The organism is Pseudomonas sp. 29, from assembly GCF_002754355.1.
Taxonomy (GTDB): Bacteria; Pseudomonadota; Gammaproteobacteria; order Pseudomonadales; family Pseudomonadaceae; genus Aquipseudomonas; species Aquipseudomonas neuropathica.
Genome location: NZ_PEEY01000001.1, coordinates 3854434 through 3870194, shown reverse-complemented (window position 1 = coordinate 3870194; position 15761 = coordinate 3854434). Strand labels below are relative to the sequence as shown.

At 61.3% G+C, this 15761-nt stretch carries 9 protein-coding genes; 3 read left to right on the top strand and 6 right to left on the bottom strand.

Annotated features, from left to right (window positions below; all coding sequences use genetic code 11):
- Positions 1-221: 221 nt before the first annotated feature.
- The gene (locus CLU80_RS17785; RefSeq protein ID WP_099757984.1) at positions 222-977 is read right to left on the bottom strand and encodes a tetratricopeptide repeat protein; all 756 of its coding nucleotides are present in this window, start codon (positions 975-977) and stop codon (positions 222-224) included.
- Complete coding sequence (locus CLU80_RS17780) at positions 974-1654, bottom strand: Fe2+-dependent dioxygenase (RefSeq protein WP_099757983.1); 681 nt, start codon at positions 1652-1654, stop codon at positions 974-976. Before CLU80_RS17780 ends, CLU80_RS17785 begins: the two co-directional genes overlap by 4 nt.
- Positions 1655-1861: 207 nt before the next feature.
- Here CLU80_RS17780 and CLU80_RS17775 point away from each other — a divergent pair, with 207 nt between their 5' ends.
- Together CLU80_RS17775 and CLU80_RS17770 are read left to right on the top strand one after the other, a co-directional pair.
- Entirely contained in the window at positions 1862-4177 is a 2316-nt protein-coding gene (locus CLU80_RS17775; protein WP_099757982.1) for a TonB-dependent receptor, read from the top strand.
- Between the two features lie 235 nt (positions 4178-4412).
- On the top strand, positions 4413-6941 hold the full coding sequence (locus CLU80_RS17770) for a PepSY domain-containing protein (RefSeq protein WP_099759389.1): 2529 nt from the start codon (positions 4413-4415) through the stop codon (positions 6939-6941).
- A 238-nt stretch (positions 6942-7179) separates the two neighbouring features.
- Here the strand turns inward: CLU80_RS17770 and CLU80_RS17765 are convergent, their stop codons facing one another.
- From CLU80_RS17765 to ptsP, 4 genes are all read right to left on the bottom strand, one after another.
- Entirely contained in the window at positions 7180-8721 is a 1542-nt protein-coding gene (locus tag CLU80_RS17765; protein WP_099757981.1) for an alkaline phosphatase D family protein, read from the bottom strand.
- 186 nt (positions 8722-8907) lie between these two features.
- Positions 8908-10641 (bottom strand): PTS fructose-like transporter subunit IIB, encoded by a 1734-nt coding sequence (locus CLU80_RS17755; protein WP_099757980.1) that lies wholly within the window; start codon positions 10639-10641, stop codon positions 8908-8910.
- Positions 10642-10652: 11 nt separating this feature from the next.
- The gene (gene pfkB, locus CLU80_RS17750) at positions 10653-11594 is read right to left on the bottom strand and encodes a 1-phosphofructokinase (RefSeq protein ID WP_099757979.1); all 942 of its coding nucleotides are present in this window, start codon (positions 11592-11594) and stop codon (positions 10653-10655) included.
- Positions 11594-14455 carry a phosphoenolpyruvate--protein phosphotransferase gene (ptsP, locus tag CLU80_RS17745; RefSeq protein ID WP_099757978.1) on the bottom strand — a complete coding sequence of 954 codons (2862 nt, stop codon included), beginning with the start codon at positions 14453-14455 and terminating at the stop codon, positions 11594-11596. Before ptsP ends, pfkB begins: the two co-directional genes overlap by 1 nt.
- Positions 14456-14763: 308 nt before the next feature.
- Here ptsP and cra point away from each other — a divergent pair, with 308 nt between their 5' ends.
- Positions 14764-15759, top strand: coding sequence for a catabolite repressor/activator (gene cra, locus CLU80_RS17740; protein ID WP_099757977.1), 996 nt, complete (start codon positions 14764-14766; stop codon positions 15757-15759).
- The last annotated feature ends 2 nt before the right edge of the window (positions 15760-15761 follow it).

Sequence of the window (15761 nt, the reverse complement as noted above, 5' to 3'; positions counted from 1 at the left end):
GTGTCATGGGCTTTTTTGTGTCTGTGCGTTCGGCTTGAAGTTTTGCCGGGTACTTGAGACCGAGGCCCCTCACCCCAGCCCTCTCCCGAGGGAGAGGGAGCCGATGTGTAAGCTTTCAAAATTGAGTTCGACTGGATATCTCAGGTCGATGTATAGCGCCAGAACGACGCGGTCAGTCCCCTCTCCCCCAGGGAGAGGGTTAGGGTGAGGGCTTTGCGAATTCAGACGCGCTGCAAGTCTGTGCATCGAAGCGCGAACTGAGCAGCCATCCCCTGAATCCTGGGATCTGTCGCACCTGACAACGTCTGACTAGCCACCCGCAGAAAATTCAGATTGCCGCCGGCCAAAGCTTTCTCAAGCCAATCGACCGCCTCATCAATCCGCCCCTCATCCGCTAAAACTGCAGCGAAACTGAACTGCCCACGAAAATCCCCACCCTCAGCCGAGCGCCGATACCACTCACGCGCCGCAACTGGATCCGCCGGGCACACCCGCCCTTCTTCCAGATACCGCCCCAGCAGATTCATCGATTTCGCATGGCCCAGTTCAGCCGCGCGGCGATACAGCGCCAGCGCCTGCAGATGATCCACCTCCACTCCCCGCCCGGTCGCCAGCAGATTGGCGAGGTTGTACATCGCCCAATCCAGTCCAGCCTCCGCTGCAATCCGATAATGCTGCGCAGCAACCGACGCATCCGCCGCGCAACCCCAACCATGCTCATGACAACGCCCGAGCATGTTGCGCGCCATCAGATGACCTTGCCCGGCGGCGATACCGAACCAACGCAGTGCCAGCGTTTGATCCTGCGCGATCCCTTGGCCGTCGAGCAAAATCTGCCCAAGCAAGGCCTGCGCTTCAACCTCACCCTCACCGGCCGCGAGCAAAATCGCCTGCGCCGCACGGGCCGGGCTTTCTTCGAGCATGGCACTGAGTTGTTCGCCGCTGAGGGCCTCCTCGCGACGTATTTGAAAAGTCATACCTCGACCCAGCGCCGCAGCAAGTTGTGATACGTACCGGTGAGGCGGATCAGCGAAGGGTGCTCAGGCATGTCCTGGGTCAGTTGCTGAATCGCCCCGTCCATCTCGAACAACAGCGCGCGCTGGCTATCTTCACGCACCAGACTCTGTGTCCAGAAAAACGACGCATAGCGTGTGCCGCGAGTGACCGCGTTGACCTTGTGCAAACTGGTGCCGGGGTACAAGACCATGTCGCCGGCCGGCAACTTCACCCGCTGCGTACCGTAGGTGTCCTGGATTTCCAGTTCGCCGCCGTCGTAATCCTCAGGCTCGCTGAAGAACAGCGTCGCCGACAGATCGGTGCGCACCCGCTCGATGCTGCCCTTGGGCTGGCGCACGGCGTTGTCGATGTGGAAATCGAAGCTGCCACCGGCCGTGTAACAGTTCACTAACGGCGGGAAGACTTTGTGCGGCAGCGCGGCGGACATGAACAGCGGGTTTTTCCACAACCGTTCCAGCATCGCTGCGCCGATTTCCTTGGCCAGCGGATGACCTTCTGGCAGTTGCAGATTGTGCTTGGCCTTGGCCGATTGAAAGCCGGCGGTGATTTTGCCATCGGCCCAATCGGCCTGCTCCAGCGCCTCACGAATGCGCTGCACTTCGTCTTTTGCGAACAGTCCGGGGATGTGCAGCAGCATGGCGATGTCACCTGTTGGCAAAGAGGTGGTAATGGTATTGATTCTTATTGACCGTGTAAAACCCGAGAGACGAATGAACTGGCAAAAACCGTAAGGTTAAATTGTAAAGAATGTAAATTCAGTACGAATAACAATATTTCGCAATTGATACGAATACTTGTTTAACCTATATTCCGCGGCCTCAAATCCTTGGGGAGGGGAATAAAAATGGCACGTCAACACGCACAATTACCGGTCAGTTCACCACGTCTGCTCGCCTCTGCAATCGGTGTGGCAATCACCGCCGGTTCCGCTGGCCAGATGGTGTTCGCCGCTGAAAAAACCGACAGCAAAGCCTCCGGCAATGCCATCGCCCTGGACGCCACCGCCATCACCGGCGAAGCCCAGGATTCGACGTCCTATCAGGTCGAAAAAGCCTCCTCGCCCAAGTACACCGCGCCGCTGGTCGATACACCGCGCTCGGTCACCGTTATTCCGCAACAAGTGCTCAAAGACACCGGCGCCCTGAACATGCAGGACGCGCTGCGCACCGTGCCGGGCATCACCTTCGGCGCCGGTGAAGGCGGCAATCCACAGGGCGACCGTCCGTTCATTCGTGGTTTCGACGCGCAGGGCGACACCTACCTCGACGGCGTGCGCGACACCGGTTCGCAAAGCCGCGAAATCTTCGCCGTGGAAAACATTGAAGTCAGCAAGGGCCCGAACTCCGCCATCGGCGGTCGTGGCGCAGCGGGCGGCAGCATCAACCTGGTGAGCAAGAAAGCGCACCTGGGCAATTCGTTCGACGGCGGCTTCACCTGGGGCTCCGACCAGACTCAGCGCTATACCCTCGACGGCAACTACCAGTTCAGCGACACCGCCGCCGGCCGTCTGAACCTGATGAGCCACGAGAGCAATGTCGCCGGTCGCGACAAAGTCGATTACGACCGCTGGGGTATCGCCCCGTCCCTGGCGTTTGGCCTGGGCACCGACACCCGCGTCAACCTCGACTACTACCATCTCGAAAGCAACGACACCCCGGACTCGGGCGTGCCGTACACCATTCCGGCCGGCGGCTCCGCTGCACGCACCAAGTCCAATCCGGACAAGCCTTACGCTGGCGGTGACCACAGCAATTTCTACGGTCTGGATCGCGACTTCCGCAAGGGCCGCACCGACACCGCGACCTTCGCCATCGAGCATGACCTGAGCGATTCGCTGACGATCAAGAACACCCTGCGTCACGGCACCAGCATGCAGGATTACATCCTGACCCAACCTGACGACAGCAAGGGCAACGTCAACAACGGCACGGTCTGGCGTCGTGCCAACACTCGGGTGAGCAACACCGAGACCACCACCAACCAGACTGACCTGTTCGGCAATTTCTACGTCGCCGGCTTCAAGAACAGCTTCTCCACCGGCGTTGAATACACCCGTGAGGAAAGCCAGAAGTCTTCGTACAACGTCAACACCGACACCACGCCGCGCACCAGCGCAGTGACCACTAACTGCAACCCGGGCCTGATCGGCGCCGCCAGTGGCTACAACTGCACCTCGCTGTCGAACCCGAACCCGAACGATCCGTGGAACGGCGCGATTTCGCGTAACTACGCCGGCACCGACACCCAGGCCAACACCTACGCGCTGTATGTGTTCGATACCCTGGAGTTGAACGAGCAGTGGCTGGTGAACATGGGCCTGCGTTACGACCACTTCGACACCGACTACAAGACCTACAACGCCGCTGGCACCACCACGTCCAAGGGCGATGACACCAGCGAGTTCGTCACCGGTCAGTTCGGCGTCGTCTACAAGCCTGCGGAAAACGGCAGCATCTACGCCTCCTACGCCACCTCGGCCACGCCACCGGGCAACACCTTGGGCGAGGGTCAGGAAGGCAACCCGTTGGGCGGCACCCCGGATCGCAGCGGCAACCTGCTGAGCAGCGACATGGAGCCGGAAACCACCAAGAACTATGAAATCGGCACCAAGTGGGATCTGCTCAACGATCGCCTGTCGCTGACCGCTGACATCTTCCGCACCGAGAAAGAAAACGCTCGTGTGCAAGTCGACACCACGTCGTACGAAAACGCCGGTAAGACCCGTGTGCAAGGTGTCGAGCTCTCGGCCAGCGGCAAGATCACTGACAAGTGGCAAGTGTTCGCCGGTTACGCCTTCATGGACAGCGAACAAGTCGACGGCGGCCCGCTGGGCAAGGCCAACGACGGCAACGAACTGCCTAACACGCCGAAAAACAGCGCCAGCCTGTGGACCACTTACCAGGTCACGCCGAAGCTGACCATCGGTGGCGGCGCGTTCTACGTCGACGACGTGTACGGCAGCGTGGCCAACACCACCATGGTTGACTCGTATGTTCGCTACGACGCGATGGCTGCGTACAAACTGACCAAGAACGTCGACCTGCAACTCAACGTGCAGAACCTGACCAACGAAACCTACTACGACAAAGCCTTCTCGACCCACTTCGCCAACCAGGCGGCGGGCCGTACGGCACTGTTGAGCACCAACTTCCACTTCTGACCGATGTGGAAACCTGTGGGAGCGAGCTTGCTCGCGAAAGCGCTGGGTCAGTTAAGTCGAGGCTGACTGACACGACGCCTTCGCGAGCAGGCTCACTCCTACAGGGAATGCGCCGCCAGGCTTGGCCCCGTTCATTCCATTGAACGGGGCTTTTGTGCGTAATAAAGAACGCTTCTCGATAACCCACGGCATAATGCGCGCCGTGAAGACAATTTCCGAATGGACGGCGAGTGACGTGTTGAAGAAAACCCTGTTCCAGTTGCACTGGTTTTTTGGCATCAGCGCAGGCCTGGTGCTGGCGTTGATGGGCATCACCGGCGCGGCCTATTCGTTTCAGGACGAGATCCTGCGGGCGCTGAATCCGTCCGTCCTGCAAGTAGAGAAACAGGTGGCCGGTGTGCTGCCGCCCGTGGAACTGGTCGAGCGCATCGAAGCCACGTCCGGCAAAAAGGTTTCGATGCTCTGGGTCGAAACCGACAGCGGCAACGCGGCGAAAGTGTTCTTCACCCCGCCCAAGGGTGAACGTCGCGGCGAGATGCGCTACTTCAATCCGTACACCGCCGAGTTCATGGGCGACGCGGTCGGCCAGGATTTCTTCGGCCTGATGCTGCAACTGCACCGTTTCCTCGCCATGGGCGATACCGGGCGCAACATCACTGGCGCCTGCACGCTGACCCTGCTGTTTTTCTGCCTCTCTGGTTTGTATCTGCGCTGGCCACGGCAGTGGCACAGCTGGCGCGTGTGGCTAACGCTGGACTGGAAGAAAAAGGGCCGCGCCTTCAACTGGGACCTGCATTCGGTAGCCGGTACATGGTGCTTGTTGGTGTATCTGCTGCTGGCACTGACCGGGTTGTCGTGGTCGTACGAGTGGTACAACAAAGGCCTGACCAAATTGCTCTCCGATGCCCCGCAAAACGAACGCGTGCGCGGCGGTCGTGGCCCGGCACCGGAAGGCCCTGCGCCGACAGCCGATTACGCGGCGATGTGGAGCAGCATCTACAGCGCCGCCGGCCCGGGTCTGGCCGCCTACAACATCCGCATGCCGGCCGTCGCAGGCCAACCGGCGACCGTGTTTTACCTGCTCGACAGCTCGCCGCATGATCGCGCGTTGAACCAGATCACTCTCGACCCGGCCACGGGCGTGGTCAAACGCGTCGACCGTTACGCCGACAAGAGCTTCAAGGCGCAACTGCTGACCAGCATTTATGCGCTGCACGTCGGCAGCTATTTCGGCCTGGTCGGGCGGATCATCATTACCCTCGCGGCAGTGTGCATGCCGCTGTTCTTCATCACCGGCTGGCTGCTGTACCTCGACCGCCGCCGCAAGAAAAAGCAGATCAAGGATGCACGTAAAGGCCTCGTTCAACCGGCCGGCGATGCGTCGGCATGGCTGATCGGCTTCGCCAGCCAGAGCGGTTTCGCCGAGCAACTGGCATGGCAGACCGCCGGCCAATTGCAGGCTGCCGGACTGCCGGTGAAAGTGCAGCCGCTGGCGAATGTCAGCGAGCAGGATCTGCGTGAATCGAACAACGCGCTGTTTGTGGTGAGCACGTTCGGCGACGGCGAAGCGCCGGACAGCGCGCGCGGATTCGAGCGCAAAGTGCTGGGCAAAGCGGCAACGCTCGACAGTCTGAATTACTCGGTGCTCGGTCTCGGCGATCGTCAATATCAGCACTTCTGTGGTTTCGCCAAACGCCTGCACCAATGGTTGGCGGAGCACGGCGGCAAGACATTGTTCGCGCCGGTCGAAGTCGACAGCGGTGATCCCTATGCCCTGCGCCATTGGCAAACCCAACTTGGCCTGCTCACCGGGCAAGCGCCCGTGGATACCTGGCAAGCACCGAGTTACGACAACTGGACGCTGGTACGCCGCGAACTGATGAACCCGGACAGCAGCGGTGCGCCGGTTTACTTGTTGGGCCTGAGCGCACCGAACACCAGCAGTTGGCTGGCCGGTGATCTGGTCGAAGTGCTGCCGCGCAACTGCCCGTGGGCCATCGAACACTTCCTCGACGGCCTCGGCATTCGTGGCGAAACCACCGTGAAAATCAACGGCCTCGACGAGCCGCTGGAAGTCGCGCTGGCCTCGCGGCAATTGCCCGAGCACCGTGCACATCTGGTCGGTCTGCATGCGCAATCGCTGGTCGACGCGATGGTGCCGCTGGCCATGCGCGAATACTCAATCGCCTCGATTGCCGCCGACGGCGTGCTGGAGTTGATCGTGCGCCAGGAACAGCATGCCGACGGCACCCTTGGCATCGGTTCCGGCTGGCTGACTGAGCACGCGCCCGTGGGCGGAAGTATCAGTTTGCGGGTGCGACGCAACAGTGGTTTCCATCTGCCGAACGAACCGCTGCCGATGATTCTACTGGGCAACGGTACGGGTCTGGCCGGGTTGCGCAGCTTGCTCAAGGCGCGGATTGCCGATGGTCAGCAGCGCCAGTGGTTGCTGTTTGGCGAGCGCAATCGTGAGCACGATTTCCTCTGCCGCGCGGAGCTGGAAGAGTGGTTGATCAATGGTGATCTGGAACGGCTGGACCTGGCGTTTTCGCGGGATCAGGCTGAGAAGGTTTATGTGCAGGATCGCTTGCGTGAGTCGGCTGCAGAGTTGAAGAAATGGCTGGCGGACGGGGCGGTGATTTATATCTGCGGCAGCTTGCAGGGGATGGCTTCGGGGGTTGATCAGGTGCTTAACGACATTCTCGGCAGCGCCGAAGTCGAACGCCTGATCGAACAGGGCCGCTATCGCCGCGACGTCTATTAAAAGCCCCTCACCCTAACCCTCTCCCGGAGGGAGAGGGGACTGATTGGGGGAGATTCACGCAATACGCCGACCTGAACGTGCTTCACCGAATCCATAATCGAGAAAGGCTTTGTATCCAATCTCATAATCGATACGGTCTTTCAGGTCGACGTACCTCTTCAGACACCACGGTCGGCCCCCTCTCCCTCTGGGAGAGGGCTGGGCGGGCGGCGTTCCGATGAGGGTTAGCTTTTGATCTTCAAACCGGCTGCAACTTCTGTTCAAAAACCGCCACCCCATTCAAATCCCGCAACACCACGCTCATCTCCCCACTCCCCCCTTCAATATTCACCTCGCCAAAAAACTGAAACCCGGCAAACGGCGAAGTGTTTTGCGCCGGCGGCGCCTTCTCGAAAACAACCTCCGGGCCAAAGGTTTTATCCAGTGGATTAGGCCCGAAACTCCCGGCGTTCAGCGGCCCGGCGACAAACTCCCAGAACGGTTCGAAATCCTGAAACGCCGCGCGATCCGGGTGATAGTGATGCGCCGCGCAGTAATGCACATCTGCCGTGAGGAAGACAAAATTGCGCACCTGCTGCGCACGCAGATAGCCGAGCAATTCGGCAACTTCCAGCTCGCGCCCCTGCGCTGGTCCCGGATCACCGTTAGCCACCGCTTCCCAACGCGCCACACCCGGACTGACCTCACCATCCGGCACGCCCAGACCGATCGGCATGTCGGCGGCAATGACCTTCCACTGGGCTTTGGATTTCTTCAAGCCGCGCTTGAGCCAGTTCAGTTGCTCACGCCCCAGGAACGGTTTCGCCGCGCCGAGGTTGTCGTCATTGGCGCCGCGATAACTGCGCATGTCGAGCACGAACACATCGAGCATCGGCCCATAACTCAACTTGCGATAAATCCGCCCGCCACCGTCAGCGGCCTGCAAACGCATCGGTGAATATTCCAGCCACGCCTTGCGTGCACGCCCGACCAGGGTGTGGATATCTTTCTCCTGGTAGCGCTCATCAAGCTGCTTGCCCGGCGACCAGTTGTTGACCACTTCATGGTCGTCCCACTGCCAGATCTGCGGCACCTCGGCGTTGAAGCGGCGAATGTTTTCGTCCATCAGGTTGTAGCGGTAGTTGCCGCGATAATCGTCGAGGGTCTGCGCGACTTTGCTCTTGGCTTCGGTGGTGAGGTTGCGCCAGATGCGACCGTTTTCGGTGGTGAGCTGAGCGGGCACCGGGCCGTCGGCGTAGATGGTGTCGCCGCTGTGGATAAAGAAGTCCGGCAGGCGCAGACGCATGGCTTCATAGATGCGCATGCCGCCGATGTCCGGGTTGATGCCGAAGCCCTGGCCAACGGTGTCGCCGCTCCAGACGAAACGAATATTGCGCCGCGCCGTCGGAGCGCTGCGCAGGTGGCCGAGCCACGGTTCGCTGGCGACGCCGGTGCGCGCGTCCTTGAAATATACGCGATAGAAAATCGCCTGATCGGCGGGCAGCCCGGTGAGCTCAACGCGGGCGGTGAAGTCGCTGCGGGCATCGGCCAGCGCCGAGACCACCCGGCGCGGGTGGCGAAACTGGCTGCGGGTGTCCCACTCGACCACCATATGCGCGGGGCGATCGCTGCGGCTCCAGATCATCGCGCGGTCGCCTTGCAGGTCGCCGGACTGCACGCCGTCGGTCAACTGCGGGCGATCCTTGACCGACGCAATCACCGCCGGCGCCAGGCTTGGCATCAGCAGACCGGCACCAACGACTTGCATGACACGCCGGCGACCGGGGTTGAAATCGCTCATGGTGTTCTCCCTGAAAAAAGGAAAACTTAAGCACGCGATCATGAAACACACATGACACCAGACACACCGCAGAACCAATTGTAGGAGTGAGCCTGCTCGCGATATCGGTATATCTGCCAACATTCATGTCACTGACAGACCGCTATCGCGAGCAGGCTCACTCCTACAAGGGATTTGTGTTTTCAGTTAAGCCTTGGCGGGTTCCAGCGCCAGCTCGACGGCTTCCGGGCGTTTGACCGTCGCATAGACAACGGCGGTCAAGAGGCTCCCCGCGACAATCGCCAGCAAATACAGCAACGCATGATTGATCGCATTCGGAATCGCCAGCACAAACAAGCCACCGTGCGGCGCCATCAGTTTGCAGCCGAAGTACATCGACAACGCACCGGTCAGCGCGCCACCGGCGATGCTCGCCGGGATCACCCGCAACGGATCTTTCGCGGCAAACGGAATCGCCCCTTCGGAGATAAAGCACAGCCCCAGCACGAAGGCAGCCTTGCCGGCCTCGCGTTCAGTCTGGGCAAATTTGCGCCGCGCGATAAATGTGGCGATGCCCAGACCAATCGGCGGCACCATCCCTGCGGCCATGGTCGCGGCCATCGGTGCATAACTCTGCGACGCCAACAGACCTACCGAGAACGCGTACGCGGCTTTGTTGATCGGCCCGCCGAGGTCGACGCACATCATGCCACCGAGCAACACACCGAGCAGAATCGCGTTGGTGGTGCCCATGCTGTCGAGGAAATGCGTGAGCGCCCCGAGCATGCCGGCGACCGGTTTACCGACCACGTAAATCATCACCAGACCGGTGATCAGGCTGGCGAACAACGGGATGATCAGAATCGGTTTCAGCGCTTCGAGACTTTGCGGCAAGGCGACATATCGACTGATAGCCTTGGCCGCATAACCGGCGATAAACCCGGCGATGATGCCGCCGATAAACCCGGCGCCCAGCGTACTGGCAAGCAAACCACCAATCATCCCCGGCGCCAGGCCCGGACGGTCGGCGATCGAATAAGCGATGTAACCGGCCAACAACGGCACCATCAACTTGAACGCCGTCTCACCGCCGATCTGCATCAGCGCAGCGGCCAACGTGCCTTCTTCCTTGAACGCGGTGATGCCGAAGACGAACGACAGCGCGATCATCAAACCGCCGGCCACGACCATCGGCAACATGAATGACACGCCGGTCAGCAGGTGTTTATAGATGCCGGTTTTCTCTTGCCTGGCCGGTGCCTTGCCGTCACTCGCGGCGCTTTCCACTGCACCTTCGGCCAAGGCTTTTTTCAGCGTGGCTTCGGACTGCTTCAAGGCGATCCCGGTGCTGCAGCGATAGATCTTCTTGCCGGCAAAACGCTCGGTGGCGACTTCGATATCCGCCGCCAGCAACACCACGTCTGCGTCGGAAATCGCCGCTGCGCTCAACGGGGTTTTCGCGCCCACCGAGCCTTGGGTTTCGACTTGCAAGTCATAGCCCAGGCGCTTAGCGGTTTGCTGCAAGGCTTCGGCGGCCATGAAGGTGTGGGCGACACCGGTCGGGCAGGCAGTGATGGCGACGATGCGTGGTGCTCGCGGCGCATCAGTTACCGGTTCAGCCTCGCTGGCGACGTAAACGGCAGCCTCTTCAGCGCCCCGACGCAGCACCGCTTCGACATCTTGCAACGCCTGCGCCGGGGCGATCTGGAACACCCGTTTGCCGACAAAGCGGCTCATGTCCACCGTGCCGGTGGTGACCAGCAACACCCATTCCGCCGCCGCAATCGTCGCTGCCGACAATTCGCGTTCCGGGTGCGCCGCATCGACCACTTCCACGCTGGTGCTCCAGCCCTGACGCTGCGCCGCCGCATCGAGCAGACGCGCGCACAGCACACTGGTGACCATGCCGTTCGGGCAAGCCGTAACAATGGCTAATTTCATGACAAACCCTCTTATTGTTCTGTCAGGGGACGCACGCGCACGCCCTGTTCGAGCTGCGCCAGTTGCGCCGCATCGTTGATGCCAAAACCGATCTGGGTCACCGCCATCGCCGCAATTGCGGTGGCCGTGTGCAGGGTTTGTTCAGGTGTGTCGGCGCTGAGCAAACCGTGGAGCATGCCGGCCAACAGCGAATCACCAGCACCGACCGTGCTGGCAACGCTGACCTTCGGTGGCGTGGCGTGCAGTGCCGAACCGACGCTGAACCAGTTCACGCCATCAGCACCGTGAGAAATCACCACGTGCTCGATACCTTGCGCATGCAAGCGCGCCGCTGCTTGCGCTTCCGCCGCGTGGGAAACCACGTCGCAACCGAGCGCGTCGGCGAGTTCTTCGGTGTTCGGTTTGATCAGCCATGGACTGGCTTTCAAAGCTTCGCGCAATGCTGCGCCGCTGCTGTCGAGAGCGACTTTCAGACCGAGCTGATTGAGCCGTTCGATCAACTCGCGCAACCACTGCGCCGTCACGCCACGCGGCAAACTGCCAGCTACCACCACCGCATCGTGACCCGGTGCAATCTGCACCAGTCGATCGAGCAACGCTTGCTGCGCGGCGGTATCGACCACCGGTCCAGGGCCGTTGATGTCGGTGATGCGGCCACTCTGTTCAGCGACTTTGATGTTGCTGCGCGTCTCGCCCGGCACGCGGATAAACGCGTCGACAAAACCACGCTTGGCGAACAGGGTTTCGAACGCTTGCAGATTGTCTTCGCCGAGAAAGCCGCTGACCGTCAGTTGATGGCCGAGGTCGGCCAGCACTTGCGCAACATTCACGCCTTTGCCGGCAGCATGGGTGTGCATCTCGTCGCTGCGATTGACCTGACCCGCCTCCAGGCGTGGCAGTTCGACGGTGAGGTCGAGCGCCGGATTGAGGGTCAGGGTAAGAATCTTGGCCATTACAGGGCCTCCACTAATGCGCGCACTTCGTTCGCGCTGCCCACGGCCAGGGCGTGTTGAGCAAGGGTTTGCGCCTGGGTCAGGCTGAGTTCGCGGATGCGTGCCTTGACTTCGGCAATGCTGCGTCCGGAGACGCTGAGTTCATCGACACCGAGGCCGACCAGCACCGGCACCGCCAGCGGATCTGCCGCCAGCTCACCGCAGACGCCGACCCATTTGCCGTGGGCATGGGCCGCGCGCACGGTGATGTCGATCAGTTGCAGCACCGCCGGGTGCAAGCCATCCGCCTGCGCCGACAGGGTCGGGTGACCACGGTCGATGGCCAGTGTGTACTGGGTCAGGTCGTTGGTGCCGACACTGAAGAAGTCGACTTCCTTGGCCAGTACCGGCGCGAGCAGAGCGGCGGACGGCACTTCAATCATGATCCCCAGTTGCAGATCAGCAACCGGGATTTCCAGGCGCAGACGTTCGGTCATATCGCGGGCCTGACGCCACTCTTCGACGCTGCCAACCATAGGGAACATGATCCGCAGCGGACGGTTGTCCGCCGAACGCAGCAGGGCGCGCAACTGCGCTTCCATGATCTGCGGACGTTGCAGGGTCAGGCGAATACCGCGCACACCGAGGAACGGGTTTTCTTCTTTGGCAATCGGCCAATACGGCAGCGGTTTGTCGCCGCCGACATCCAGCGTGCGCACCACCAGCGGACGACCGGCGAGGCCATCGAGGACGCGGCGGTATTCGGCTTCTTGCGTGGCTTCGTCGGGCGCTTGCGGATGGGCCATGAAAATCAGTTCGGTACGCAGCAGGCCAATGCCTTCGGCGCCCTGCTCCACCGCACTGATCACGCCCGCGCTTTCGCCGATGTTGGCGAACACTTCGACCGCGTGACCGTCGGTGGTGTGTGCCGGTTGATGGCGTTGTTCGGCGGCAATCTTCAAGCGTTGCTCACGGGTGTCGCGTTCTTCGGTGGCGCGTTGCAGGGTCGCCGCATCGGCGTCGACGTGCAGGCGACCGCGTTGGCCGTCGAGCAGCAACGGTGTGCCCGGCGCCAGCAACAACACCGCTGCGCCAGCGCCGACCAGCGCTGGAATCCCGAGAGCACGCGCAACGATTGCACTGTGCGCCGTGGCGCCGCCGCGCGCGGTGAGAATCCCCGCCACGCGCGCCGGATCCAGCCGTGCGACATCGGACGGACCGACCTCGTCCATCACCAGAATGTACGGTTGATCAGGCTCGCTCGGAGTTTGCACGCCACACAGTTGCGCCAACACGCGACGACCGACGTCACGCAGGTCCGCCGCCCGTTCGGCGAGCAACGCGTCGTGTAGCGATTCCTGTTGTTTGGCCGCCGCTTCGATCACCGCCATCCACGCCGCTTCGGCGCTTTCGCCTTGCTTGAGGCGGGTGTCGACTTCATCGGTGAGTTCCGGATCGTCGAGCATTTCCTGATGGGTGATAAAGATCTCGCGGATGGCTTTGGCTTTGCTGCGTTCGATCAGGCCCTGAATGTCACCGCGCACGTCGCTGAGCGCTTGCTTGAGACGTTCGCGCTCAACGGCGGCGGACTCGCCGCGCAGCGGGTAATCGATGGTTTGCTGCACCTGAATATGCGCAGGCCCGATGGCAATGCCAGGGGCTGCCGGGATCGCCTGCAACTGAGCGCCGGACGCCGGGGCGATCAGCACTTCGGCGATGTCGGCAATGACCTCGCGCTGCTGGCTTACGGCTGGCAGCGGCTCGACTTCTTCGCCAAGGCCTTCTTCGATCGCGGCCAAGAGTGCCGGCAAGGCGTCAGCGGCGATGCTCGGTTCCGCGATCAACTCCAACACCTGACCGCGACGGGCGCCGAGGCTGAGCAGTTTGCTCAAGCTCTTCACCGACACGGCGCTGTCCTGGCCGTCGACGATGCGCACACGAATTTCGCCATCAAAACTCTTCGCCAGTTGCGCAAGGATCTTCGCCGGGCGCGCGTGTAAACCATGGGCGTTGGCCAGGGCAATGCGTGCGCTCGGCCAATCGGCGGGCAATTCACCGCCGAGCACTTCAAGGACTTTACGGCTGCTGGTGGCGCGGCCCAGCTCATGGCCGCGACCTTCAATCAGCAACGCGCAAAGACGTTCAAGCAACGCCTGATGCGCTTCGCCAAGGCTGGCCAGACAGAACAGACCGCTGAGCGGTTGACCGAGGTAGCGCATCGGTTTGTCCGGCGTCACGAACGCCAGGCCCGGACGCTTCACGGTCTGCTCGCTGTGCAGCCACCACAGGCCATCGCCCAGCGGCAGCGCTTCGACCTGCTGCAACACACCGGCAAAACCGTTGCTCACACAATCGGCCTGCCGTAACAGACGTGCGCCACGCCAAACCAGTTCTTCGAAATCGTCAGCCGACACGCCGAGGCCGATCATCTGTGCATCCAGCGCCAGCTCTTGCGGTGCGCCTTGCAGCAATTTCAGCAGCGCTTCGGGGGAACTGGCACGACGCAGAGCCTGGCCCAGATCGGTCTCGCCGAGGGCGCGGGTCAGCAGTTGCAGCAGGCGCAGGTGTTCGTCGGATTTGGCGGCGATGCCGATCGCCAGATAAACGATCTGGCCATCGCCCCAATCCACGCCTTCCGGGAACTGCATCAGGCGCACGCCAGTGGCGAACACCTGATCACGGGTTTGCGGCGTTCCGTGGGGAATGGCAATACCTTGACCGAGAAAGGTCGAGCCCTGGGCTTCCCGTGCCTGCAATCCAGCGAGGTAACCGTCAGCAACCAGACCATCGGCCACCAGGTGATTGGCGAGTAGTTGCAGGGCAGCGGGTTTATCCACAGCCGATTGGCCCATGGATATCTGCTCTATAGTGAGCTCGAGCATGCGATCTCCTTTTTGGCGCTTTATGAGTGCCAGGTATTGTTTTGGATGGTTTGCAGCTTAGGCGCTTTACCGCTTTGCTTTTCAGCGGCAGTTTTGGCGGTTTCACGGCAGAACCGGCCAAAGACGTCTAAAACGTAGAAAATACGCTTGCTGAAACGTTTAATCTAGATTGATCGGCACGTTACTCGATAATGTCCCATCCTTGAAGTCCAACTTGTCGGATGCGCTGCGACAATAGTCGCCTGCCCTAATCGGGTAGGATTGGCGAAAATGTCGCGGCAAGCTCGAAAAAACAAGGAAATCCCGGGTTGAAACTCAGTGATATCGCGCGGTTGGCCGGAGTGTCCGTGACCACCGCCAGCTACGTCATCAACGGCAAGGCCGAACAGCAACGCATCAGCACCGCCACCGTCGAGCGGGTGCGCGCAGTGGTCGATCTGCACGGCTTCACGCCAAACCCACAAGCGGCCGGGCTGCGCAGTCGGCACACGCGCACGCTGGGCTTTATTCTGCCGGATCTGGAAAACCCCAGTTACGCGCGGATCGCCAAGCTACTTGAGCAAGGTGCGCGGGCGCGCGGCTATCAATTGCTGATCGCCAGTTCCGACGATGCGCCAGACAGCGAACGGCAGTTGCTGCAACTGTTCAAGGCGCGCCGCTGTGATGCGCTGATCGTCGCCAGTTGCCTTCCGACTGGGGATGACAGTTACCGCCAGTTGCAGGCCAAAGGCCTACCGATCATCGCCATCGACCGGGTCATGGAACCCGAGCATTTCTGCTCGGTGATCAGTGACGACCGCGAAGCCAGCCTGCACCTGACCCAGAGTCTGCTTGACCCGCAACCGAAGCAGATCGTACTGCTCGGCGCGCGTCCGGAACTGAGCATCAGTCAGGAACGTGCCGCCGGTTTCAAAGAGGCACTGGTCGACTTCAAAGGCGAAGTGCTGGTCGAACACGCCGAATCCTTCAGTCGCGAATGCGGCAAGCAATTGATGGAAGAACTCCTGCAGCGTCTGGGACATTTGCCGGATGCGCTGGTGACAACGTCCTACGTGCTGCTGCAAGGCGTGTTCGATGCGCTGCATGACTTCCCGCTGAAATCGCGGCCGCTGCGCCTCGGCACCTTCGGTGATACGCAGTTGCTGGATTTCCTGCCGCTGCCGGTCAATGCCATGGCCCAGCAGCACCAGTTGATCGCCGACAAGGCGCTGGAACTGGCGCTGGCCGCTGTCGAGCAGTCGGAGTACAAGCCTGGCGTGCAGGCCATTGCGCGGACCTTCAAGCAACGTATTCACCGGGACTGAAC

Excerpts from the sequence above, each read along its gene's own strand:
- pfkB (WP_099757979.1), bottom strand. The coding sequence starts at position 11,594 with ATGGCCAAGATTCTTACCCTGACCCTCAATCCGGCGCTCGACCTCACC.
- CLU80_RS17780 (WP_099757983.1), bottom strand. The coding sequence starts at position 1,654 with ATGCTGCTGCACATCCCCGGACTGTTCGCAAAAGACGAAGTGCAGCGC.
- CLU80_RS17785 (WP_099757984.1), bottom strand. The coding sequence starts at position 977 with ATGACTTTTCAAATACGTCGCGAGGAGGCCCTCAGCGGCGAACAACTC.
- CLU80_RS17755 (WP_099757980.1), bottom strand. The coding sequence starts at position 10,641 with ATGAAATTAGCCATTGTTACGGCTTGCCCGAACGGCATGGTCACCAGT.
- CLU80_RS17765 (WP_099757981.1), bottom strand. The coding sequence starts at position 8,721 with ATGAGCGATTTCAACCCCGGTCGCCGGCGTGTCATGCAAGTCGTTGGT.
- ptsP (WP_099757978.1), bottom strand. The coding sequence starts at position 14,455 with ATGCTCGAGCTCACTATAGAGCAGATATCCATGGGCCAATCGGCTGTG.
- CLU80_RS17775 (WP_099757982.1), top strand. The coding sequence starts at position 1,862 with ATGGCACGTCAACACGCACAATTACCGGTCAGTTCACCACGTCTGCTC.